Source organism: Pseudomonas sp. T8 (assembly GCF_024610635.1).
GTDB classification, from domain to species: Bacteria; Pseudomonadota; Gammaproteobacteria; order Pseudomonadales; family Pseudomonadaceae; genus Aquipseudomonas; species Aquipseudomonas chlororaphis_I.
Genome location: NZ_CP102374.1, coordinates 3,648,135 through 3,669,349, shown reverse-complemented (window position 1 = coordinate 3,669,349; position 21,215 = coordinate 3,648,135). Strand labels below are relative to the sequence as shown.

The following is a 21,215-nucleotide window of genomic DNA, read 5'->3' as shown; positions in this document are numbered from 1 at the left end:
AGTGCTCGATAAAAAAGGCCGCGATCATCGCGGCCTTTTTTGTTTCTGCGTGGGGCTACTTATTAATAGCTGCTATCCGGCAGGCTGGCGATGATCGAGCGGTAGCTGTTCATCCGTTGCTGCTGGATCCGCCCGTCTTCCAGGGCCTTGAGCAGGGCGCAGCCCGGTTCGCGGTCATGCTTGCAGTCACGGAAGCGGCAGGTGCCCAGCAGGTCGTTGAACTCGATGAAACCCGCTTCGACATCGGCGCGGCTGACGTGGCCCAGGCCGAATTCGCGAATCCCCGGGGAGTCGATCAGTTCGCCGCCGCCCGGGAAGTGGAACAGGCGCGCGGTGGTGGTGGTATGGGTGCCCTGGCCGGACAGCTCCGACAAAGGCCCGACGCGGGTTTCGACATCCGGCAGCAGGCTGTTCACCAGCGACGACTTGCCCACGCCAGACTGGCCGACGAACACGCTGATCCGCCCGTCCAGCTGGGCTTGCAGCTGTTCCATGCCATTGCCGTGGTGGGCCGAGACTTCCAGCACCGGATAGCCCAGTTGCCGATAGACCGCCAGCAGGGCGTTCAGGGCAGGGGCGTTCTGCTCGTCGATCAGGTCGAGCTTGTTGAGCAGCAGCAGCGGGCGGATGCCGGCATGTTCGGCCGCGACCAGGTAACGGTCGATCAGGTTGGCATGGGGCTCGGGCAGCGGGGCGAAGACGATCACGATCATGTCGACGTTGGCGGCGACCGGCTTGAGCTGGCCGCGGCTATCCGGACGGCAGAGTTCGGTGTGGCGCGGCAGTTGCGCGACGATTACGCCGATGCCCTGGTTGCCCGGGCGCCAGACCACCTGATCGCCGGTCACCAGCGCCGGCAGGTTGGCGCGCAAGTGGCAGCGGAACACCTGGCCGGCCAGTTCGCCCTCGCGCGCCTCGACCTCGACCTGCACCCCGAAGTGGGCGATCACCAGGCCGGTCTGTTCGGGGCCGAGGTCGCCGCCTTCCAGTGCTTCCACGGCAGAGGATTCACGTTTGGCGGCGCGGGCGGCGCGTTCGCCTTGAATCTTTTCGATGCGCCAGTTTTGGCGACGATTGAGCTGGCGTTTGGCCATTGGTGTTCCGTGTCGAGAATGCGGCGGTTAGATAAAACGGCCGCGAGTTTAGCACGCCAGCAGGTCCCTCTAGGCTAAACTGCGCAGCTACGCCGAGGAGCCCACACATGCAAAACCCGCAGAATCTGATCTGGATCGACCTGGAAATGACCGGTCTGAACCCTGATACCGACGTCATCATCGAGATGGCGACCATCGTCACCGATAGCAATCTCAATACCTTGGCTGAAGGTCCGGTCATCGCCATCCACCAGAGCGATGAAATTCTCGCCGGCATGGATGAGTGGAACACCCGCCAGCACGGCGGCTCTGGGCTGACCCAGCGCGTGCGTGAAAGCCGCATCAGCATGGCTGAAGCGGAAGCGCAGACCATCGCCTTCCTGGAGCAGTGGGTGCCCAAGGGCAAGTCGCCGATCTGTGGCAACAGCATCTGCCAGGACCGGCGCTTCCTGTATCGCCATATGAAGGCGCTGGAAAGCTACTTCCACTACCGCAACCTTGACGTTTCCACCCTCAAGGAACTGGCGGCCCGCTGGGCGCCGAACGTGCGTGACAGCTTCAAGAAAGGCAGCACCCACCTGGCGCTGGACGACATCCGCGAGTCGATCGCCGAGCTGCAGCATTACCGCAAGCACTTCATCAAGCTCTGATGATTCGGTGGCGCTGGTTCTGATGTCATCGCGGGCAAGCCTCGCTCCTACAGGTTTGCATAAGGCTTGCCCGCGTCGCTCGCCGGGGTCCCCAGCAATTCCAGTCGGCGCCCCCTTTTGGTGCCAGCAGCAACTGAGTAGACTGCGCGCCTTCCTGTAAGGACCGCCATCATGCTGCTGATGCTTTACCTGATTGCCATTACCGCCGAAGCCATGACTGGCGCCTTGTCCGCCGGTCGTCGGGGCATGGACTGGTTCGGGGTGGTGTTGATCGCCTGTGTCACGGCCCTGGGCGGCGGTTCGGTGCGTGATGTGCTGCTGGGGCATTACCCGCTGACCTGGGTCAAGCATCCGGAATACCTGGTGCTGACCTCGGTCGCGGCCCTGGTGACCATCTTTATCGCGCCCTTGATGCGCCACCTGCGCTCGCTGTTTCTGGTGCTCGACGCCGTGGGGCTGGTGGCGTTCACCCTGATCGGTTGCATGACCGCCCTGGAAATGGGCCACGGCATGGTGGTGGCATCGGTCAGCGGGGTGATTACCGGGGTATTCGGCGGCATCCTGCGCGACATCTTCTGCAACGATATTCCGCTGATCTTCCGTCGCGAGCTGTATGCCAGCGTCTCGTTCGCCGCGGCCTGGTGCTACATGCTCTGCATCTATCTGCAATTGCCCGGCGAGCAGTCGATTCTCATCACCCTGTTCGGCGGTTTCCTACTGCGCCTGCTGGCAATCCGTTTTCACTGGGAAATGCCCAAGTTCGTCTACAACGACGAGCAGTGACGGCTGGCGTGCTGTTTCAGCGCCCATTCCACGTGTTCGCGTACCAGCTCTGACGGGTAGTCCCGACGGGCGTTCAGGGCTTCCAGCACCGGAATGCTCGACGGCGCGTTACCCAGCCCCACCGCCAGGTTGCGCAGCCAGCGCTCATAGCCGGCGCGGCGCAGCGGCGAGCCTTCGGTGCTGCTGAGAAACTTGTCCTCGTCCCACATGAACAGCTCGGCCAGCTCGGCATTGTCGAGGTTGTGCCGTGGCTTGAAGTCGCCTTCGCCGGAAGGGCGGGCGAAGCGGTTCCACGGGCAGACGATCTGGCAGTCGTCGCAGCCGAACACCCGATTGCCGATCAGTGGGCGCAGGTCTTCGGGAATGGCGTTTTTAAGTTCGATGGTCAGGTACGAAATGCAGCGCCGGGCGTCCAGTACATAAGGGCCGACGAAGGCCTTGGTCGGGCAGATGTCCAGGCACGCGGTGCAGCGGCCGCAGTGCTCGGTGGCGTGGGGCTCGTCCACCGGCAATGGCAGGTCGACGAACAGTTCGCTGAGGAAGAAGTAGCTGCCGGCCTTGCGGTTGAGTACCAGGGTGTTCTTGCCGATCCAGCCGAGCCCGGCCTGTTCGGCGATGGCTTTTTCCAGCACCGGGGCGCTGTCGACGAAGGCGCGATAGCCGAACGGGCCGATTTCCTTCTGGATGCGCTCGGCCAGTTGCTGCACGCGCTTGCGGATCAGCTTGTGATAGTCGCGGCCCAGGGCGTAGCGCGAGACGTAGGCTTTTTCCGGTTGGGCCAGGCGCTGCGCCATCTGGGTGTCGCCGGGCAGGTAATCCATGCGCAGGGACACCACGCGCAGGGTGCCGGGCACCAGTTCGTCCGGGTGGGAGCGTTTGCTGCCGTGGGCGCCCATGTAGTCCATTTCGCCGTGGTAGCCCGCCTCGAGCCAGCGCTCCAGGTGCTGTTCATGCTCGGCCAGGTCCAGGCCGCTGATGCCGACTTGCTGAAAGCCCAGCTCGCGGCCCCAATCCTTGATCGATTGGGCGAGGGCGGGCAGATCGGTGGTAATGGCAGGCATGAGGCGAGAGAAACCGGGGCTGAGGTGCGTATAATTCTGCCAGACATCGGAGCCCGAAGACGCATGCCGCAGACAAAACACCCTTTACCCGACATTCAGCTGCTGACGCCCGGCACATTGCCGCGGCTGGCTGCCCGTGCGCCAAGCGCCCATAAAGGCCAGTTCGGGCACCTGTTGCTGATCGGTGGCGATCGCGGTTTTGGCGGTGCGGCGCTGCTCTGCGCCGAGAGCGCCTTGCGCGGCGGTGCCGGGATGGTGTCTCTGGCGACGCGCAGCGAGCACGTTGCGGCCGCTCTGGCGCGGGTTCCGGAGGTCATGGCCCTGGGCACAGACTCGGCCAACCAGTTGATGGGCTTGCTGGAGCAGGCCTCGATCATCGTGGCGGGCCCTGGTCTGGGGCAGGCGGCCTGGGGGCGCAGCCTTTTATCTGCCGCCGCCAATGCGCCACGGCCCCAGGTGTGGGACGCCGATGCGCTCAATCTGCTGGCCAAGGGCGGTTTGACCTTGCCGCCGAACAGCGTGATCACCCCGCATCCGGGGGAAGCCGCGCGGCTGCTGGGGATTTCCACTGCGCAGGTGCAGGCGGATCGTCCGGCCGCCGCTCAAGCACTGAGCAAAAAATACACAGCTGTGGCCATCCTGAAGGGCGCCGGAAGTCTGGTCGCCAGCCCTGATGGCCGCTTGGGTCGCTGCGACCGCGGGCATCCGGCCATGGCCACGGCGGGGCTGGGGGATGTGTTGGCTGGCCTGGTCGGGGCGCTGCTGGCCCAGGGGATGCCGGCGTTCGATAGCGCTTGCCTGGCGGTCTGGCTGCATGCCGTCGCGGGCGAGCATCAAGGTAAATTGGGCCGGGGGCTGGCGGCCAGCGATCTGATTCCGGTCATTCGTCAGTTGCTGGAGGAGCAATCACCGTGTCTGAAATAACCCTGTATCTGGCAGACGAAGACGCCATGATCGCCTTTGGCGCGCGCCTGGCGCAGGTCACTCAAGGGGTGGGTGTGATCTTTCTGGAAGGCGATCTGGGGGCGGGGAAAACCACGCTGTCCCGGGGCCTCATCCGTGGCCTGGGACATGCCGGTGCAGTGAAAAGCCCGACCTTTACCCTGGTTGAGCCCTACGAGATCGGCGATGTGCGGGCCTTTCACTTCGATCTTTATCGCCTGGTCGATCCTGAGGAGCTGGAGTTTCTCGGCATCCGCGATTACCTGGAGGGTGATGCACTGTGTCTGATCGAGTGGCCCCAGCGTGGTGCGGGCTTTTTGCCAAAGCCGGACCTGACCATTACCATTAGCCCGCATAACAGCGGGCGTTCCCTGCATTTGTTGTCGCAAGGCTCGCGTGGCGAGGCCTGGTGTGCCGCTTTGGCGTTGGAATTCAAATAATTGATGGGGTTAGGTATGCGCATTCGCGCGTTGGTTGCTGTCGTAGGACTGTTGCTTACGGCATTGGCCGTCGACGCTCTGGCCGCTACACAGGTCCGCAGCGTTCGCCTGTGGCGGGCACCGGATAACACTCGACTGGTATTTGACCTGTCCGGTCCGGTCCAGCACAGCGTCTTCACCCTGACGGCCCCTGATCGTCTGGTGATCGATATCAACGGTGCGACCCTCGGCGGGCCGCTGAATGTCTCCACGGCGAATACGCCGATTACCGCCATGCGTTCGGCCCAGCGCACCCCCACCGACTTGCGGGTGGTCGTCGACCTGAAAAAGGCCGTCACCCCCAAGAGTTTTACCCTGACGCCCAATGCCCAATACGGCAATCGCCTGGTGGTCGACTTGTTCGATAACCCGGCGGACGCCGCGCCGACGCCGCCACCGGCACCGAATGTCGCGACCGTGCCGGCAGTCCCGGTAACGCCGACCAAGCCTGAGATCAAGCTGCCACCGGCCCCGGCCGGCAAACGCGATATCGTCGTGGTCATCGATGCCGGTCACGGTGGCGAGGACCCGGGTGCCTCCGGCTCTCGCGGCCAGCATGAGAAAGACGTGGTACTGGCCATCGCCCGCGAGCTGCAGCGCCAGATCAATGGCCTCAAGGGCTTCCGCGCCGAGCTGACCCGTACCGGCGACTACTTCATTCCGTTGCGCGGTCGTACCGAGATCGCCCGCAAGAAAGGCGCCGACCTGTTCGTCTCGATCCACGCCGACGCGGCACCGTCCCGCGCGGCCTTCGGGGCCTCGGTATTCGCGCTCTCCGACCGCGGCGCCACGTCCGAGACAGCCCGTTGGCTGGCGGACAGTGAAAACCGTTCCGACCTGATCGGCGGGGCCGGCAACGTCAGCCTCGATGACAAGGACCGGATGCTTGCTGGCGTATTGCTGGACCTGTCCATGACGGCCTCGCTGACTTCCAGCCTGAACGTCGGCCAGAAAGTGCTCAGCAACATCGGCCGGGTCACCCCGCTGCACAAGCAGCGCGTCGAGCAGGCCGGGTTCATGGTGCTCAAGTCTCCGGACATTCCGTCGATCCTGGTGGAAACCGGCTTTATCTCCAACGCCAACGAAGCCTCCAAGCTGGCCACCGTCAGCCACCAGCAAGCACTGGCGCGTTCCATCAGCAGCGGCGTGCGGCAGTTCTTCCAGCAGAACCCGCCGCCGGGCACCTACATCGCCTGGCTGCGTGATTCCGGGAAGATTGCCCAGGGGCCGCGCGACCACCGCGTGAGCCCGGGCGAAACCCTGGCGATGATCGCCGTGCGTTATCAGGTTTCCGCCGCCACCCTGCGCAGCGCCAACAACCTGAGCAGCGATGAGCTGAAAATCGGTCAGACCCTGACCATCCCGGGTACAGAACTGGCGGCCAAGGAATGAATGACGCAGTCAACAGCAGCGCCCGCATCGAGCTGCTCAGCCCGCGACTGGCGAACCAGATTGCCGCCGGTGAGGTGGTCGAGCGTCCGGCATCGGTGATCAAGGAGTTGCTGGAGAACAGCCTGGACTCCGGCGCCAAGCGCATCGATGTGGACGTCGAGCAGGCGGGCGTCAAACTGCTGCGGGTGCGCGACGACGGCAGCGGCATCTCCGCGGATGATCTGCCGCTGGCCCTGGCGCGCCACGCCACCAGCAAGATCCGCAACCTCGAGGATCTGGAACAGGTCATGAGCCTGGGCTTTCGGGGTGAGGCGCTGGCATCCATCAGCTCGGTCGCCCGCTTGACCCTGACTTCCCGCACCCGCGAGGCCGATCAGGCCTGGCAGGTGGAAACCGAAGGCCGCGACATGGCGCCGCGCGTGCAGCCGGCGGCCCACCCGGTCGGTACCTCGGTGGAAGTCCGCGACTTGTTCTTCAACACCCCGGCTCGGCGCAAGTTTCTCAAAGCCGAGAAAACCGAGTTCGATCACCTGCAGGAAGTGATCAAGCGCCTGGCGCTGGCGCGTTTCGATGTCGCGTTTCACCTGCGTCACAACGGTAAAAGCGTCCTCAGCCTGCATGAAGCCAACGATGACGTGGCGCGCGCGCGGCGGGTGGCAGCGGTGTGCGGTTCGGGCTTTCTCGAGCAGGCGCTGCCGATCGAGGTTGAGCGTAACGGCCTGCATCTGTGGGGCTGGGTAGGCTTGCCGACTTTTTCCCGCAGCCAGGCGGATCTGCAGTATTTCTACGTCAACGGTCGCGCGGTGCGCGACAAGCTGGTGGCCCATGCGGTGCGCCAGGCTTACCGCGATGTACTGTTCAACGGTCGGCACCCGACCTTTGTGCTGTTCTTCGAAGTCGACCCGGCGGTGGTCGACGTCAACGTGCACCCGACCAAACACGAAGTGCGCTTCCGTGACGGGCGCATGGTCCACGACTTCCTGTACGGCACCCTGCACCGCGCCCTCGGCGATGTCCGGCCGGAAGACCATCTGGCGGCGCCGGCAGCGGTCGCCGGCATCGTGCGGCCGAGCGGGATCGAGGCCGGCGAGTTCGGCCCCCAGGGCGAAATGCGTCTGGCGGCAAACATGACGCTGGAACAGCCGCAGGCCCAACCGGCCTTCAATCCGCCAGGGGCCGGTTCGGGCGCGGGTTATCAGTACCAGTACACGCCGCGTCCGCAGCCAGTGCTGCCGGCGGCCGAGGCGCAAAGCGCCTATCGCGAGTTCTTTGCGCCCTTGCCTGAGTCCGGGGCGACGGCCTTGCCGGATGCTCAGGGCGATATCCCGCCGCTGGGCTATGCGCTGGCGCAGCTCAAAGGCATCTATATCCTCGCGGAAAACGCCCAGGGCCTGGTTCTGGTGGACATGCACGCGGCCCACGAGCGGATCATGTACGAGCGCCTGAAGGTGGCGATGGCCAGCGAAGGCCTGAGCGGCCAGCCGCTGCTGGTGCCGGAGTCGATCGCGGTCAGCCAGCGCGAAGCCGACTGTGCCGAGGAGCACGTCAGCTGGTTCCAGCGCCTGGGGTTCGAGTTGCAGCGCCTGGGCCCTGAGTCGCTGGCGATCCGGCAGATTCCGGCCCTGCTCAAGCAGGCGGAAGCCAACCGCCTGGTGCATGACGTCCTGGCCGACCTGATGGAGTACGGCACCAGCGACCGTATCCAGGCGCACCTCAACGAGTTGCTGGGCACCATGGCCTGCCACGGTGCGATCCGGGCCAATCGCCGCCTGGCCCTGCCGGAAATGAACGGCTTGTTGCGCGATATGGAAAACACCGAGCGCAGCGGTCAATGCAACCATGGCCGACCGACCTGGACCCAGTTGGGCCTGGACGATCTGGACAAACTCTTCTTGCGCGGTCGTTGATGAGCCAGCTTCCCCCAGCGATCTTCCTGATGGGCCCGACTGCCGCTGGCAAGACTGACCTGGCCATCGAACTCACCAAGGTTTTGCCTTGCGAGCTGATCAGCGTCGATTCGGCGCTGGTCTACCGTGGCATGGACATAGGCACCGCCAAGCCGTCCAAGGAAATCCTGGCCGAATTTCCGCACCGCCTGATCGACATTCTCGACCCTGCCGAGAGTTATTCGGCGGCGGATTTCCGTACCGATGCGCTGGCGGCCATGGCCGATATCACCGCGCGCGGCAAGATTCCGCTGCTGGTGGGCGGCACGATGCTCTATTACAAGGCTTTGCTTGAAGGCTTGGCGGACATGCCGCCGGCCGACCCACAGGTCCGCGCCGAGCTGGAAGAAGAAGCGGCACGCCTTGGCTGGCAGGCCCTGCACGACCAATTGGCGGCCATCGACCCCGAGTCGGCGGCGCGGATTCACCCCAATGATCCCCAGCGCCTGACCCGGGCGCTGGAAGTCTATCGGGTCAGTGGCCTGAGCATGACCGCCCACAGACTGCGACAATCTGCGCAAAGTACTGAAGCAGCCGCTTCGGGACGGGGACAATTGCCCTATACTGTCGCGAACTTGGCCATTGCCCCGGCAAACCGTCAGGTACTGCATGAGCGCATTGCACAAAGATTCACAATTATGTTGGAACAGGGATTCGTCGACGAGGTCGTAGCTCTGCGTTCTAGAAGTGACCTGCATGCCGGGTTGCCGTCTATACGTGCTGTAGGCTACCGACAGGTCTGGGATCATCTGGATGGCAAGCTGACATTCGCCGAGATGCAGGAACGCGGCATCATTGCCACGCGCCAATTGGCGAAGCGCCAGTTCACCTGGTTGCGTAGCTGGGCTGATTTACACTGGCTGGACAGCCTTGATTGCGACAATCTGCCACGCGCCTTGAAATACCTGGGAACGGTCTCCATATTGAGCTGAGTCCTTGCAATTGCCGTCTATCCTTGGGGGTGGGGCGGTTTTAGCCATCTGTTTTCTGATTTTTTATTATTGATCCTTAAAGGAGTGCGGCACATGTCAAAAGGGCATTCGCTACAAGACCCTTACTTGAATACTTTACGTAAAGAGAAAGTTGGGGTTTCCATCTATCTGGTCAACGGGATCAAGCTGCAAGGTACGATCGAGTCTTTCGACCAGTTCGTCATCCTGCTGAAGAACACCGTCAGCCAAATGGTTTACAAGCACGCTATCTCGACAGTGGTACCGGTTCGTCCAATTCGCCTGCCTAGCGCATCCGAATCCGAACAGGGTGACGCTGAGCCAGGTAACGCCTGATAGGAGTCTCCTTTGTTCTTTGAGCGCCACGGTGGTGGTGAGCGTGCAATTCTCGTTCACTTGGATGGTCAGGACCCTGAGGCGCGCGAAGATCCGCAGGAGTTTCAGGAGTTGGCAATATCGGCCGGCGCCGAGACCGTCGCGTTTGTTAACGTGCCGCGTCATCGGCCAACCGCCAAGTACCTGGTTGGCAGCGGCAAGGTCGAAGAATTACGCGACCTGGTCAAAGCCGAACAGGTCGACCTGGTGATTTTCAATCACATCCTCACACCCAGTCAGGAACGTAACCTCGAACGTGCTTTCGAGTGTCGCGTGATTGACCGCACGGGTCTGATTCTCGATATTTTCGCCCAACGCGCCCGCACTCACGAAGGCAAGCTCCAGGTAGAGCTGGCCCAGCTTGAATATATGAGTACGCGTCTGGTTCGTGGCTGGACTCACCTTGAGCGGCAGAAAGGCGGTATCGGCCTGCGTGGTCCGGGTGAAACCCAGCTCGAGACCGACCGGCGTCTTCTGCGGGTTCGCCTGCGACAGATCAAGGCCCGGCTGGAGAAGGTCCGCAGTCAGCGCGAGCAGGCCCGTCGTGGGCGCAAGCGTGCCGATATTCCTTCGGTATCGTTGGTGGGCTACACCAACGCCGGCAAATCCACCTTGTTCAACTCCGTGACCGAGTCCGATGTGTTCGCGGCCAACCAACTGTTCGCCACCCTCGACCCGACCTTGCGCCGGCTCGAGCTGGACGATCTGGGTCCGGTCGTGCTGGCCGACACCGTGGGGTTCATTCGTCACCTGCCGCACAAACTGGTCGAGGCGTTTCGGGCTACGCTCGAAGAGTCGAGCAACTCCGACCTGCTGTTGCATGTGATCGATGCCCATGAGCCCGAGCGCATGGCCCAGATCGAGCAGGTCATGGTGGTGCTCGGCGAGATCGGAGCCCAGGACTTGCCGATACTGGAGGTCTATAACAAACTCGATTTGCTCGAGGGGGTAGATCCGCAGATCCAGCGCGATGCCGACGGCAAGCCGCAGCGGGTCTGGTTGTCGGCTCGTGAGGGGCAGGGGCTGGACTTGCTCAAGCAGGCCATTGCCGAGCTACTGGGCGAGGATTTGTTTGTAGGCACCTTGCGCTTGCCGCAGCGTTTTGCTCGACTGCGAGCGCAGTTCTTCGAGTTGGGCGCAGTGCAGAAAGAAGATCACGACGAGGAAGGTGTCAGCCTGCTGGCTGTCCGCTTGCCGCGAGTCGAGCTGAATCGACTGGTAAGCCGCGAAGGCATGCAACCGCTGGAGTTCATCGAGCAACACACTTTGCAATAAAAGCCTGAGAAAGCGGTTGTGCCGCTGTAGCAGGCATTCTGTAGCATTGGTCGGCGCGCCGTGGGTGCGTCTTTGCTTTATCAGATGGAGAGCGCTATGGCTTGGAATGAGCCGGGTGGCAACTCGAATAATCAGGATCCTTGGGGTGGTAAGCGCCGCAACAATGGCGACCGCAAGGGGCCACCGGATCTCGACGAGGCCTTCCGCAAGCTGCAGGAAAGCCTGAATGGGTTGTTCGGTGGTGGTAAGAAACGTGGTGACGACGGTGGCAGTTCCGGTAAGGGCGGCGGTCTCGGCCTGCTCGGTATCGGTCTGGTCGTGCTGGCGGCCGTGTGGCTGTACAGCGCGGTGTATGTCGTGGACGAGCAGGAGCAGGCCGTGGTGCTGCGCTTCGGCAAGTACTACGAGACCGTCGGCCCGGGCCTGAACATCTACTTCCCGCCGATCGATCGCAAGTACATGGAAAACGTCACGCGTGAGCGTGCCTATACCAAGCAGGGTCAAATGCTGACTGAAGACGAAAACATCGTCGAAGTGCCGCTGACCGTGCAGTACAAGATCAGCAACCTGCAGGACTTCGTGCTGAACGTCGATCAGCCGGAAATCAGCCTGCAGCACGCCACCGACAGTGCCCTGCGCCACGTAGTGGGTTCCACCGCGATGGACCAGGTGCTGACCGAAGGCCGTGAATTGATGGCCAGCGAGATCAAGGAGCGTCTGCAACGTTTCCTCGACACCTATCGCACCGGTATCACCGTTACCCAGGTGAACGTACAGAGCGCAGCGGCACCGCGTGAAGTGCAGGAAGCCTTCGATGACGTGATCCGTGCCCGTGAAGACGAGCAGCGTTCGCGCAACCAGGCTGAAACCTATGCCAACGGTGTCGTGCCGGAAGCCCGTGGTCAGGCCCAGCGCATCATCGAGGATGCCAACGGTTATCGCGATGAAGTGGTTTCCCGCGCCAAGGGTGAGGCCGATCGCTTCACCAAGCTGGTGGCCGAGTACCGCAAGGCGCCTGAAGTCACCCGTGAGCGTCTGTACCTGGACACCATGCAGGAAGTCTTCAGCAATACCAGCAAGGTTCTCGTGACCGGCAACAAGAACGGCCAGAGCAATCTGCTGTACCTGCCGCTGGACAAAATGGTCGAGAGTGGCCGCAGCACCAGTGCTCCGGTGACTGGCGCAGCAGCCAGCAGCAACGAAGCGAATGCGCGTGCGGCAGCTGATCTGCAGCAACAGCAAGCGCGTACCAGGGAGAGTCGCTGATGAGCAATAAATCGCTGATCGCCCTTATCGTCGGCGTCGTCGTGGCGATCGCTGCCTGGAACTGCTTCTACATCGTCGCTCAGACCGAGCGTGCGGTGTTGCTGCAGTTCGGTCGTGTGGTCCAGGCTGACGTTCAGCCGGGTCTGCATGTGAAAGTGCCCTATGTGAACCAGGTGCGTAAGTTCGACGCCCGCCTGATGACCCTGGATGCACCGACCCAGCGTTTCCTGACGCTGGAAAAGAAAGCCGTGATGGTCGATGCCTATGCCAAATGGCGCGTGAAGGATGCGGAGCGTTTCTACACCGCGACTTCCGGCCTCAAGCAGATCGCCGACGAGCGTCTTTCCCGTCGTCTGGAGTCGGGCCTGCGTGACCAGTTCGGTAAGCGCACCCTGCACGAAGTGGTGTCCGGTGAACGTGATGCGCTGATGGCGGATATCACGGCTTCGCTCAACAAGATGGCCGAGAAAGAGCTGGGCATCGAAGTGGTCGATGTCCGGGTCAAGACCATCGACTTGCCGAAGGAAGTGAACCGCAGCGTCTTCGAGCGCATGAGCACCGAGCGTGAGCGTGAAGCTCGCGAGCACCGCGCCAAGGGTAACGAGCTGGCGGAAGGTATTCGTGCCGACGCCGATCGTCAGCGCCGCGTACTGCTGGCCGAAGCCTATCGTGAGTCGGAAGAGATTCGCGGTGACGGCGACGCCAAGGCCGCAGCCATCTACTCCAAGGCCTACGGTCAGGACCAGGAGTTCTACGGTTTTTACCGTAGCCTGCGTGCCTATCGTGAAAGCTTCGCGAACAAATCCGACGTCATGGTCCTGGATCCAAGCAGCGACTTTTTCCGTTACCTGGAAAAGGCCAAGCCTTGATGCGACGTTGACCTGAATCGCCCCGCCCGGCGGCTAAAGTGTCTGGCGGGGTGATCCTTTGGGAAAACGAGTGTATGATGCGGCAGCCGGGAAATTCCCGGCTTTTTTGCGTCTGCACGTTTGATTGTGGTTGTTGGTGCAAGACGGCGAGTTGAACGACTCGACAGGTTTTTTCGAGGAAAGTGAGTGGCGAAGCCGGTTTCAGGCTTTTCGCCCCGTCGCCCATGCGCGTGGTTTGCGTATGAGCCGATCATTTTCTGCTTCACTCAAGGCCCGCCCATAGGCTGGCCGCCTGGATCACAGGGGAATGGCGTAATGGCAACGGTAGACCGCTGGCTGCTGCCAGATGGCATCGAAGAAGTACTGCCACCTGAGGCGGCGCGCATTGAAGTTGCGCGTCGTCAGGTGTTGGATCTGTTCCAGAGCTGGGGTTACGAGTTCGTCGTGACCCCTCATATCGAGTACCTGGAATCCTTGCTGACCGGCGCGGGCCAGGACCTCGACCTGCGTACCTTCAAGGTCATCGATCCGCAATCGGGTCGGCAGATGGGTTTCCGCGCCGACATTACGCCGCAGGTGGCCCGAATCGATGCGCATACCCTGCGTCGCGAAGGCCCGAGCCGCCTGTGCTATGCCGGTAGCGTGCTGCATGCGCAGCCGCGTGCCTTGTCGTCCTCGCGCAGCCCTATCCAGCTGGGCGCCGAGTTGTACGGCGATGCGAGCCCGAGCAGCGACGTGGAAGTCATCAGCCTGATGCTGGCGATGCTGCAACTGGCCGATGTGCCGGATGTGCACATGGACCTGGGGCATGTCGGTATCTACCGTGGCCTGGCCCGTGCGGCCGGCCTCTCCGGCGAAGTGGAACAGCAACTGTTCGATGCCCTGCAACGCAAGGCCATCGACGAGGTCATTACCTTGACCGAAGGCCTGCCGGCCGATCTGTCCGGCATGCTGCGGGCGCTGGTCGACCTGTGCGGCGGCCGTGAAGTGCTGGCTGCGGCCCGCGAGCGCCTGGCCAATGCACCGGCGCCGGTGCTGGCGGCCCTGGACGACCTGCTGGCGATTGCCGAGCGTCTTTCCGTGCGTTTCCCTGAATTGCCGCTGTACTTCGACCTGGGCGAGCTGCGCGGTTACCACTACCACACCGGTGTGGTGTTCGCGGTGTTCGTGCCGGGCGTTGGCCAGTCCATTGCCCAGGGCGGTCGTTACGACGACATCGGCGCCGACTTCGGTCGCGCCCGCCCGGCAACCGGTTTCTCTACCGATTTGAAAACCCTGGTGACCCTGGGGCGTGCTGAGATCGAGCTACCGTCTGGCGGTATCTGGATGCCGGACAGTACGGATGCAGCCCTCTGGCAGCAGGTTTGCCAGTTGCGCAGTGAGGGTCAGCGCGTGGTTCAGGCCTTGCCTGGACAACCATTGGCCGCCGCCCGTGAAGCGGACTGCGACCGGCAATTGATTCAGCAGAACGGGCTTTGGCAAGTATTGCCGCTGGCTTCTTGAGTTTTCCCGCCGGCCGTTGCCGGCACCAAGTTTGCGCGAATGAGGACAAGTGTTATGGGTAAGAATGTCGTAGTCCTGGGCACCCAGTGGGGTGATGAGGGCAAAGGCAAGATCGTTGATCTGCTGACCGAACATGCTGCCGCCGTAGTGCGCTACCAAGGTGGCCACAACGCTGGCCACACCCTGGTGATCGATGGCGAAAAAACCGTCTTGCACCTGATCCCTTCGGGTGTGCTGCGCGAAGGCGTTCAGTGCCTGATCGGCAACGGTGTGGTGGTTGCGCCGGACGCCTTGCTGCGTGAGATCGTCAAGCTGGAAGAGAAAGGCGTACCGGTGCGCGAGCGCCTGCGTATCAGCCCATCCTGCCCGTTGATCCTGTCCTACCACGTAGCGCTGGACCAGGCGCGTGAAAAAGCCCGTGGCGAGCAGAAGATCGGTACCACCGGTCGCGGCATCGGCCCGGCTTACGAAGACAAGGTCGCTCGTCGCGGCCTGCGTATCGGCGACCTGTTCCATCGCGAGCGTTTCGCCGCGAAGCTGGGCGAGTTGCTGGACTACCACAACTTCGTACTGGTCAATTACTACAAAGAGCCGGCCATCGACTTCCAGAAGACGCTCGACGAGTGCATGGAATACGCCGAACTGCTCAAGCCGATGATGCTGGACGTGACCGCCGAGCTGCACCAACTGCGTCGCGCGGGCAAGGACATCATGTTCGAAGGCGCCCAGGGCTCGCTGCTGGACATCGACCACGGTACCTATCCGTACGTCACCAGCTCCAACACCACTGCCGGCGGCATCGCCACTGGCTCGGGTGTGGGCCCGATGTACCTGGACTACATCCTCGGTATCACCAAGGCTTACACCACTCGCGTGGGTTCGGGTCCGTTCCCGACCGAACTGTTCGACGACGTCGGCGCCTTCCTGGCCAAGCGTGGCCATGAGTTCGGTGCAACCACCGGCCGTGCCCGCCGTTGCGGCTGGTTCGACGCCGTCATCCTGCGTCGCGCCATCGACGTCAACAGCATCTCGGGCCTGTGCCTGACCAAGCTGGACGTGCTGGACGGCCTGGAAACCATCAACATCTGCGTGGGCTACAAGAACCAGGATGGTGCAGTCATCGACGCGCCAACCGACGCCGACAGCTACATCGGCCTGGAGCCGGTGTACGAGCAGATGCCAGGCTGGAGCGAGTCGACCCTGGGTGCCAAGACCCTGGAAGAGCTGCCGGCCGCTGCCCGTGCCTACATCAAGCGTATCGAAGAGCTGGTCGGCGCGCCGATCGACATTATTTCGACAGGCCCGGACCGCAACGAGACCATCGTTCTGCGTCACCCGTTTGCTTGATAAGTCGTTGATGTAAAAAACAAAGGCCCCTCTCCAGGGGCCTTTGTCGTTTCTGCCTGCCGGGCGGCACGACCCTTGCTGTGATTTCCTCTTCCAGAGTGCCATCAATTTGATGGCGTTGAAGTAGAGGGATTTCCTGTGTCGGCCGTTCTCTCACTGTTACAAAGCCGTTTGTTGCGGCCTGTGTTCGTTACTCTTGGTATCGCCCTTTTGGTGCAGGTGCTGGTTGCCGTTGCCCTGACCCGGAGCACGGTGACGGCGCTGGAGGCTGATCTGGCCGCTCGTCTGGGCGTCGACAGCCAGAAGCTCTCCGGCGAGTTGGAACAGGCGGCTCGCGAAGTCACCTCGAGCCTGGAAAGCCTTTCCAGCAGTACTCGGCAACGATTGACCGCCGGGCTGTCCTCACGCCTGGAGGAAGAGCAGGCGCAATTGCGGGCGACGCTGGAGAAGGATCTCAAGGATTCGGCCAACGATATGGCCCAGTTGCTCGCTTCGGTGGCGCCGCGGGCCATGTGGGACAGCGACGTCCCGACCCTTTCCGAGTTCGCTCGGCGCGCCCAGCGCAATCCCAACGTGCTGTTCGTGGTGTACGACGACGCCAATGGCGAGCACCTGACCCGTTACCTGAACCGGGAGAACCCGATCAACAAGGCGCTGCTGGAAAAGGGCAAGGGCGACCGCGCCCTGGACAAGGTGCTGGACGCAGCCAAGAACGATCCATCGGTCTATTACCTGGAGGCCTCCATCAGTCCTAACGGCGTGGAAATCGGCAAGGTGCTGATGGGGGTTTCAACGGCGTCGGTCGAGGCGGACGTGGTGGCGCTGGACAAGCGCTTCGCAGCCTTGATCGCCAGCAGCGATCAGTTGGTGGGCGATAGTCTCAAGGGCGCTTCGGCGGACAGTTCGGCGGCCATGGGCGCGCGCCTGCAGTCGGCGCAGACCACTGCTTCGGACATGCAGGCCAACACCGCCGGTACCGTGCAGGACGCGGCGGCCACTCTGCGTTGGCGCATCGGCATGGGCCTGGCGCTGGTCGGCTGCGGGGTCTTGCTGTTGCTGGCGGTGGTGCTGGGGCGGCGGGTGGTCAGCAAGCTGCATCTGCTGATCGCTGCGCTGAACGATCTGGCGGCCGGTGAGGGCGACCTGACCAAGCGGGTCCAGCTCAGCAGCAATGACGAGATCGGCGACATGGCGTCGGCGGTCAACCGCTTTGTCGACAAGTTGCAGCCAATCGTGCGCGAGGCGGGCGATGTGGCGCAGCGCACCGGTGTCGAAATCGGTGCGATGAGCCTGCGTAATGCCGGGGCTGATGCTGCGGCCGAGGCTCAGCGCGACGAGGTGGCAGAGAGTTTGCGGGCGCTGTCGCAGATGGCTGATGAAGCCCAGGCGGAAAGCCAGGCGATGCAGGCGGCCTTGCAGCAGGTGGTGGAGATCCGCCAGGCAACCGACGAAAACACCCGGACCTCGGCCCAGGTGGGCGGCCTGATCGAGGCGCTGGCGGGGCAGGTCGACACGGGGGCCAAGGTCATCGAGCGCCTGGCGCAGCAGAGCGAGCAGATCGAGGTGGTGTTGACGGTGATTCACGGCATCGCCGAACAGACCAACCTGCTGGCCTTGAATGCGGCCATCGAGGCGGCGCGGGCCGGGGAAACCGGGCGCGGCTTTGCGGTGGTGGCCGACGAGGTCAGGGCGCTGGCGAGCAAGACGCAAAGTTCTACCGGGGATATCCAGGCGCACATTGGAGCGCTGCAGCAGGGCGCGCGCGAGGCGGTGGCGGCGATCGGCCAAGCCGGAAGGCAGGCCAGCGAAGGTCTGCTGGTGTTGCGTGACAGTGCGCGGTTGCAGCAGTCGGTGCAGTCGTCGGTGGAGCAGGTGCACGCGGCGATTGGCCTGGCGACCCAGGCGGCGGCCCATCAGGCTCAGGGTGCGCAAGCGGTGCGCAGCCGGGTCGAAACCATCCATGCCCAGGCCGAGCGTGCGGCTCAGGCGGTGGTGGAAACCACGGCCAGCGGCAAGGTGCTGGATGGCCTGGCGGCACAATTGAAGGCCAGCCTGGGGCAATTCCGGGCTTGAGTTTCCACAAGGCTTGAATGCTGGGGGTGGGGCTCCTACAGAAGGCTTTCTGTAGGAGCGGGCTCAACGGCTCAGATACATCCGTGTCGTCAGCAGATAGACCGGCAATCCCGATACCAGAATCAACAGCGCCGCATAAGGCGCTGCGGCTGCAAACTCCACATTCGCCGTGTGCGCCCAGACTTCCGTCGCCAGCGTATTCAGCCCGGTCGGGCTGAGCAGCAGGGTGGCCGTCAGTTCCTTCATGGCATCCAGGAATACCAGGGCGAAGGCGGCTCCCAACGCGGGGAAAATGATCGGCAGGGTCACACGGCAGAATGCCGTGAATGAGGAGGCGCCGAGAGTGCGGGCAGCGTCCTCGAGTTGTGGCGCCGCCTTGTTCAGGGCGGTGCGGATCGGTGCCTGCGCCAGGGGCAGGAACAGCAGGGCGTAGGCGATCAGCAGCAGGGCCGAGGTCTGATACAGCGCCGGCACGTAGTGCAGGGCAAAGAACACCAGTGTCAGGGCAATCACCAGGCCGGGCAGGGCGTGCAGCAAGTAGGGCAGGCGTTCGGCCCAGAGGGCCAGGCGACCCTTGTGACGTACCACCAGCAGCCCGACCGGTACCGCCAGCGCCAGGCACAGTGCCGCGCCACCCAGCGACAGTGCCAGGGAGGAAAGCAGGGCTTCGCCGATGGCGGCTACCGGGAAGGCGGCCGATGAGCCAACGGCCAGCCAGTACGCCAGCATACCCAGCGGAATGCCGCTGCCGATCAGGGTCAGCAGCGCGCAGTACAGTTGCCCACCAATCGCCCACTTGCCCAGGCGTACCTGCTCGGCATGTCGCGCCGCGCCCTGGCCGGTCCGCACATGGCGGCCTTTGCCGCGAACCCGCAACTCCAGCCACAGCAGGGCCAGGCACAGCGCCAGCAACACGGCAGAAAGCATCGCCGCGTTGGCGTTGCTGAACTCCAACTCGAACTGCTGATAGATCGCGGTAGTGAAGGTTTGCAGGCCGATGATCGACAGCGCGCCGAACTCCACCAGCATGTGCAGGGCGATCAGCAATGAACCGGCCAGCAGCGACGGCCAGAGCAGGGGCAGGGTGATCCGGAAGAACACGCCCCAGCGATGCTGCCCAAGGGTGCGGGCCGACTCCTCCAGAGAGGGGTCGAGGTTGCGCAGGGTGGCCGCGACAGGCAGGAACACCAGTGGGTACTTGGACAGGCTCATGACCAGGATCGCCCCGGCCAGGCCTTCGAAGCTGGCACTGAGGGAGACCCAGGTGAAACTGCTGACAAAGGCCGGTACGGCAAAGGGCAGGCACAGGATCACGCCCCAGAGGTGCCGCCCCGGCAAGTCGCTACGCTCCAGCAGCCAGGCCAGGGAGAGGCCGACGATGGCGCAGGTGACGGTCACACCTGTGAGCAGCAGCAAGGTATTGCGCAGCAGGCCAAATACATAGGGGCGCCACAACAGATGCAGGGCTTCGGCCCAGCCGGCCTGCCAAGCCTTGAGCCCGACATAGAGCAATGGCAGCAGGCTGAGTCCGACCAGCAGCAGGACTGGTAGCAGTAGCCAGATCGATGGCCCCTTGCGCCTCGGTATGTAGGTTGTGCGCGAGGCGGGGGCGGGCAGCGATGCGCTCATCAGTTCAGGCCGACTTCGCGTTCCAGTTCCAGGGCTTCTTCGGCATTGCCAAGGTCGGCCGGGGTGACTTTTGGCGCTTGCAGCTCGCTGAACGGCTTAAGGCCGCGATCCGACTCCAGGCCTTTGCGCAGCGGGTATTCGGCGGTGGTCTGGGTGATCACGCGCTGGCCTTCTTCGTTGGCCATATAGGCGAGGAATTGCTGAGCTTCCTTGGGGTGCTTGCTGGACTTGAGTACTGCGGCACTGGATACGGTGATCAGCCCGCCGGCATCGCCGCCGGTGAAATAGTGCAGCTTCGAGTCCAGCTGGCCTTTTTCGCGTTGCAGGGCGAACCAGTAATAGTTGTTCACCAGCACGGTGGCGACTTCGCCGTTTTCCACGGCCTTCAAGGCCACCATGTTATTGCTGTAGGTCTTGCCGAAGGCGCGCAGGCCGGTCAGCCATTCCTCGGCGGCGTCCATTCCGTGCAGCTTGATGATTGCCACGGCCTGTTCCTGGAACGCGCCGCTGGTAGGAACGAAGCCTACCTTGCCTTGCCATTGTGGTTGGGAGAACTCCATTACCGATGTCGGCAGGTCCTTTTCGTCGATCAGCTTCGGGTTGAACGCCACCACGCGGACGCGGGCGGTGATACCGATCCAGGTGCCGTTGCCGGCGACGTAATCCTTGGGTAGGACTTCAAGGGTCGCGGCATCGGTCTTGGCCAGCAGGCCTTGCTCGCCGAGTTTGTTCAGGGGCGGCGATTCTTCGGTGTAAATCACGTCGGCGGGAGAGCGCTCGCCTTCTTCCACGACCTGGCTGGCAAGCTGGTTGCTGCTGCCTTTGCGCACATTGACGTGAATGCCGGTCTTGGCCTCGAAGGCCTTGGCGATGGCGTCGCCGACTTCCTTGTGCTGGCCGTTGTAGAGGGTCAGGGAAACCGGGTCGGCTGCTTGAGTGAGTGGAGATGCCAGGGCCAGGCCCAGCAAAGTGATGGTCAAGCCACGCAGAAGGGATGTTGGAAGGGCGGTGTTTCTAAACATCATTCGCAGGGTTCCTCACTGTGGTGCCGCAAAAACTTGTAACAATCATAAACGATATTGTTTCTCATGTGCGGCTTGACGGGCTGGATAGCCCTGAGAGGAGGGGGGGGGCGCTTTGGAGGAAGAAATGATTGTTATGGGCCAGAAACGCAAAAACCCGCTTTCGCGGGTTTTTGTGAGACTTCACAGCTATGCTGTGAAGCTTGAATATGGTGCCCAGAAGAAGACTCGAACTTCCACGGCCTTGCGGCCACCAGCACCTGAAGCTGGCGTGTCTACCAATTTCACCATCTGGGCAGTATCAGCAACGTTGCCGCTGTTGATGGGGCGAACTATACGGAGCGCCTTTGAATCTGTAAAGCCCTGTTTTGACTTAGATTCAATAAATCAAACACTTAGAATGCAAAAACCCGCTTTCGCGGGTTTTTGGAGGAGCCTGAAGATTCAAATGATCTGCAGCTCTGAATTGGTGCCCAGAAGAAGACTCGAACTTCCACGGCCTTGCGGCCACCAGCACCTGAAGCTGGCGTGTCTACCAATTTCACCATCTGGGCAGTAT

General features: G+C 62.7%; 18 protein-coding genes and 2 tRNA genes. 14 read left to right on the top strand and 6 right to left on the bottom strand.

Going from position 1 to position 21,215, the window contains the following annotated elements:
• Positions 1–62 precede the first annotated feature (62 nt).
• On the bottom strand, positions 63–1,094 hold the full coding sequence (gene rsgA, locus NRG23_RS16485) for a small ribosomal subunit biogenesis GTPase RsgA (protein ID WP_257371426.1): 1,032 nt from the start codon (positions 1,092–1,094) through the stop codon (positions 63–65).
• Between the two features lie 107 nt (positions 1,095–1,201).
• Between rsgA and orn the strand changes: the two genes are divergently transcribed.
• Together orn and NRG23_RS16475 are read left to right on the top strand one after the other, a co-directional pair.
• Positions 1,202–1,744, top strand: a complete 543-nt coding sequence (gene orn / locus NRG23_RS16480) for an oligoribonuclease (protein WP_257371425.1) — start codon at positions 1,202–1,204, stop codon at positions 1,742–1,744.
• 168 nt (positions 1,745–1,912) lie between these two features.
• Positions 1,913–2,527: a trimeric intracellular cation channel family protein gene (locus tag NRG23_RS16475; protein ID WP_169915460.1), complete on the top strand. Its 615-nt coding sequence runs from the start codon at positions 1,913–1,915 to the stop codon at positions 2,525–2,527.
• Here the strand turns inward: NRG23_RS16475 and queG are convergent.
• On the bottom strand, positions 2,509–3,588 hold the full coding sequence (queG, locus tag NRG23_RS16470; RefSeq protein ID WP_124314690.1) for a tRNA epoxyqueuosine(34) reductase QueG: 1,080 nt from the start codon (positions 3,586–3,588) through the stop codon (positions 2,509–2,511). The two genes, NRG23_RS16475 and queG, sit on opposite strands and share 19 nt — an antisense overlap.
• Before the next feature lie 63 nt (positions 3,589–3,651).
• Between queG and NRG23_RS16465 the strand changes: the two genes are divergently transcribed.
• The 12 genes from NRG23_RS16465 to NRG23_RS16410 all read left to right on the top strand — a co-directional run bounded on the left by NRG23_RS16465 (position 3,652) and on the right by NRG23_RS16410 (position 18,005).
• Positions 3,652–4,512: an NAD(P)H-hydrate dehydratase gene (locus NRG23_RS16465; protein WP_257371424.1), complete on the top strand. Its 861-nt coding sequence runs from the start codon at positions 3,652–3,654 to the stop codon at positions 4,510–4,512.
• A complete protein-coding gene (tsaE, locus tag NRG23_RS16460) occupies positions 4,500–4,970 on the top strand; it encodes a tRNA (adenosine(37)-N6)-threonylcarbamoyltransferase complex ATPase subunit type 1 TsaE (protein ID WP_009041903.1) in 471 nt (156 codons plus the stop codon). Before NRG23_RS16465 ends, tsaE begins: the two co-directional genes overlap by 13 nt.
• Positions 4,971–4,973: 3 nt before the next feature.
• On the top strand, positions 4,974–6,401 hold the full coding sequence (locus NRG23_RS16455; RefSeq protein ID WP_196762704.1) for an N-acetylmuramoyl-L-alanine amidase: 1,428 nt from the start codon (positions 4,974–4,976) through the stop codon (positions 6,399–6,401).
• Positions 6,398–8,308 (top strand): DNA mismatch repair endonuclease MutL, encoded by a 1,911-nt coding sequence (gene mutL / locus NRG23_RS16450; RefSeq protein WP_257371423.1) that lies wholly within the window; start codon positions 6,398–6,400, stop codon positions 8,306–8,308. The genes NRG23_RS16455 and mutL overlap by 4 nt, the downstream gene beginning before the upstream one ends.
• Positions 8,308–9,279, top strand: a complete 972-nt coding sequence (gene miaA / locus NRG23_RS16445) for a tRNA (adenosine(37)-N6)-dimethylallyltransferase MiaA (RefSeq protein WP_009046689.1) — start codon at positions 8,308–8,310, stop codon at positions 9,277–9,279. Before mutL ends, miaA begins: the two co-directional genes overlap by 1 nt.
• A 93-nt stretch (positions 9,280–9,372) precedes the next feature.
• Entirely contained in the window at positions 9,373–9,633 is a 261-nt protein-coding gene (gene hfq, locus NRG23_RS16440) for an RNA chaperone Hfq (RefSeq protein ID WP_007921378.1), read from the top strand.
• Between the two features lie 12 nt (positions 9,634–9,645).
• The gene (hflX, locus tag NRG23_RS16435; RefSeq protein ID WP_007921372.1) at positions 9,646–10,947 is read left to right on the top strand and encodes a ribosome rescue GTPase HflX; all 1,302 of its coding nucleotides are present in this window, start codon (positions 9,646–9,648) and stop codon (positions 10,945–10,947) included.
• Between the two features lie 96 nt (positions 10,948–11,043).
• Positions 11,044–12,213, top strand: coding sequence for an FtsH protease activity modulator HflK (gene hflK / locus NRG23_RS16430; RefSeq protein ID WP_009046690.1), 1,170 nt, complete (start codon positions 11,044–11,046; stop codon positions 12,211–12,213).
• Positions 12,213–13,082 carry a protease modulator HflC gene (hflC, locus tag NRG23_RS16425; protein WP_009046691.1) on the top strand — a complete coding sequence of 290 codons (870 nt, stop codon included), beginning with the start codon at positions 12,213–12,215 and terminating at the stop codon, positions 13,080–13,082. Before hflK ends, hflC begins: the two co-directional genes overlap by 1 nt.
• Positions 13,083–13,397: 315 nt before the next feature.
• A complete protein-coding gene (locus NRG23_RS16420) occupies positions 13,398–14,585 on the top strand; it encodes an ATP phosphoribosyltransferase regulatory subunit (protein ID WP_009046692.1) in 1,188 nt (395 codons plus the stop codon).
• 54 nt (positions 14,586–14,639) lie between these two features.
• Positions 14,640–15,932 (top strand): adenylosuccinate synthase, encoded by a 1,293-nt coding sequence (locus tag NRG23_RS16415; protein WP_009041907.1) that lies wholly within the window; start codon positions 14,640–14,642, stop codon positions 15,930–15,932.
• Between the two features lie 138 nt (positions 15,933–16,070).
• Complete coding sequence (locus tag NRG23_RS16410; protein WP_150084996.1) at positions 16,071–18,005, top strand: methyl-accepting chemotaxis protein; 1,935 nt, start codon at positions 16,071–16,073, stop codon at positions 18,003–18,005.
• A gap of 63 nt (positions 18,006–18,068) precedes the next feature.
• On the opposite strand, the gene NRG23_RS16405 is transcribed toward NRG23_RS16410, so the two are convergent.
• The 4 genes from NRG23_RS16405 to NRG23_RS16390 all read right to left on the bottom strand — a co-directional run bounded on the left by NRG23_RS16405 (position 18,069) and on the right by NRG23_RS16390 (position 21,210).
• Positions 18,069–19,634, bottom strand: coding sequence for an iron ABC transporter permease (locus NRG23_RS16405; RefSeq protein ID WP_257371422.1), 1,566 nt, complete (start codon positions 19,632–19,634; stop codon positions 18,069–18,071).
• Entirely contained in the window at positions 19,634–20,659 is a 1,026-nt protein-coding gene (locus tag NRG23_RS16400) for an extracellular solute-binding protein (protein WP_257371421.1), read from the bottom strand. The genes NRG23_RS16405 and NRG23_RS16400 overlap by 1 nt, the downstream gene beginning before the upstream one ends.
• Positions 20,660–20,866: 207 nt before the next feature.
• Positions 20,867–20,953: transfer RNA gene (locus tag NRG23_RS16395), tRNA-Leu, on the bottom strand.
• A gap of 170 nt (positions 20,954–21,123) precedes the next feature.
• Positions 21,124–21,210, bottom strand: a tRNA-Leu gene (locus NRG23_RS16390).
• Between the last annotated feature and the right edge of the window lie 5 nt (positions 21,211–21,215).

Coding starts and splice junctions, on each gene's coding strand:
- rsgA (WP_257371426.1), bottom strand. CDS start 1,094: ATGGCCAAACGCCAGCTCAATCGTCGCCAAAACTGGCGCATCGAAAAG.
- orn (WP_257371425.1), top strand. CDS start 1,202: ATGCAAAACCCGCAGAATCTGATCTGGATCGACCTGGAAATGACCGGT.
- queG (WP_124314690.1), bottom strand. CDS start 3,588: ATGCCTGCCATTACCACCGATCTGCCCGCCCTCGCCCAATCGATCAAG.
- NRG23_RS16465 (WP_257371424.1), top strand. CDS start 3,652: ATGCCGCAGACAAAACACCCTTTACCCGACATTCAGCTGCTGACGCCC.
- NRG23_RS16455 (WP_196762704.1), top strand. CDS start 4,974: ATGGGGTTAGGTATGCGCATTCGCGCGTTGGTTGCTGTCGTAGGACTG.
- mutL (WP_257371423.1), top strand. CDS start 6,398: ATGAATGACGCAGTCAACAGCAGCGCCCGCATCGAGCTGCTCAGCCCG.
- miaA (WP_009046689.1), top strand. CDS start 8,308: ATGAGCCAGCTTCCCCCAGCGATCTTCCTGATGGGCCCGACTGCCGCT.
- hfq (WP_007921378.1), top strand. CDS start 9,373: ATGTCAAAAGGGCATTCGCTACAAGACCCTTACTTGAATACTTTACGT.
- hflK (WP_009046690.1), top strand. CDS start 11,044: ATGGCTTGGAATGAGCCGGGTGGCAACTCGAATAATCAGGATCCTTGG.
- hflC (WP_009046691.1), top strand. CDS start 12,213: ATGAGCAATAAATCGCTGATCGCCCTTATCGTCGGCGTCGTCGTGGCG.
- NRG23_RS16420 (WP_009046692.1), top strand. CDS start 13,398: ATGGCAACGGTAGACCGCTGGCTGCTGCCAGATGGCATCGAAGAAGTA.
- NRG23_RS16415 (WP_009041907.1), top strand. CDS start 14,640: ATGGGTAAGAATGTCGTAGTCCTGGGCACCCAGTGGGGTGATGAGGGC.
- NRG23_RS16405 (WP_257371422.1), bottom strand. CDS start 19,634: ATGAGCGCATCGCTGCCCGCCCCCGCCTCGCGCACAACCTACATACCG.
- NRG23_RS16400 (WP_257371421.1), bottom strand. CDS start 20,659: ATGATGTTTAGAAACACCGCCCTTCCAACATCCCTTCTGCGTGGCTTG.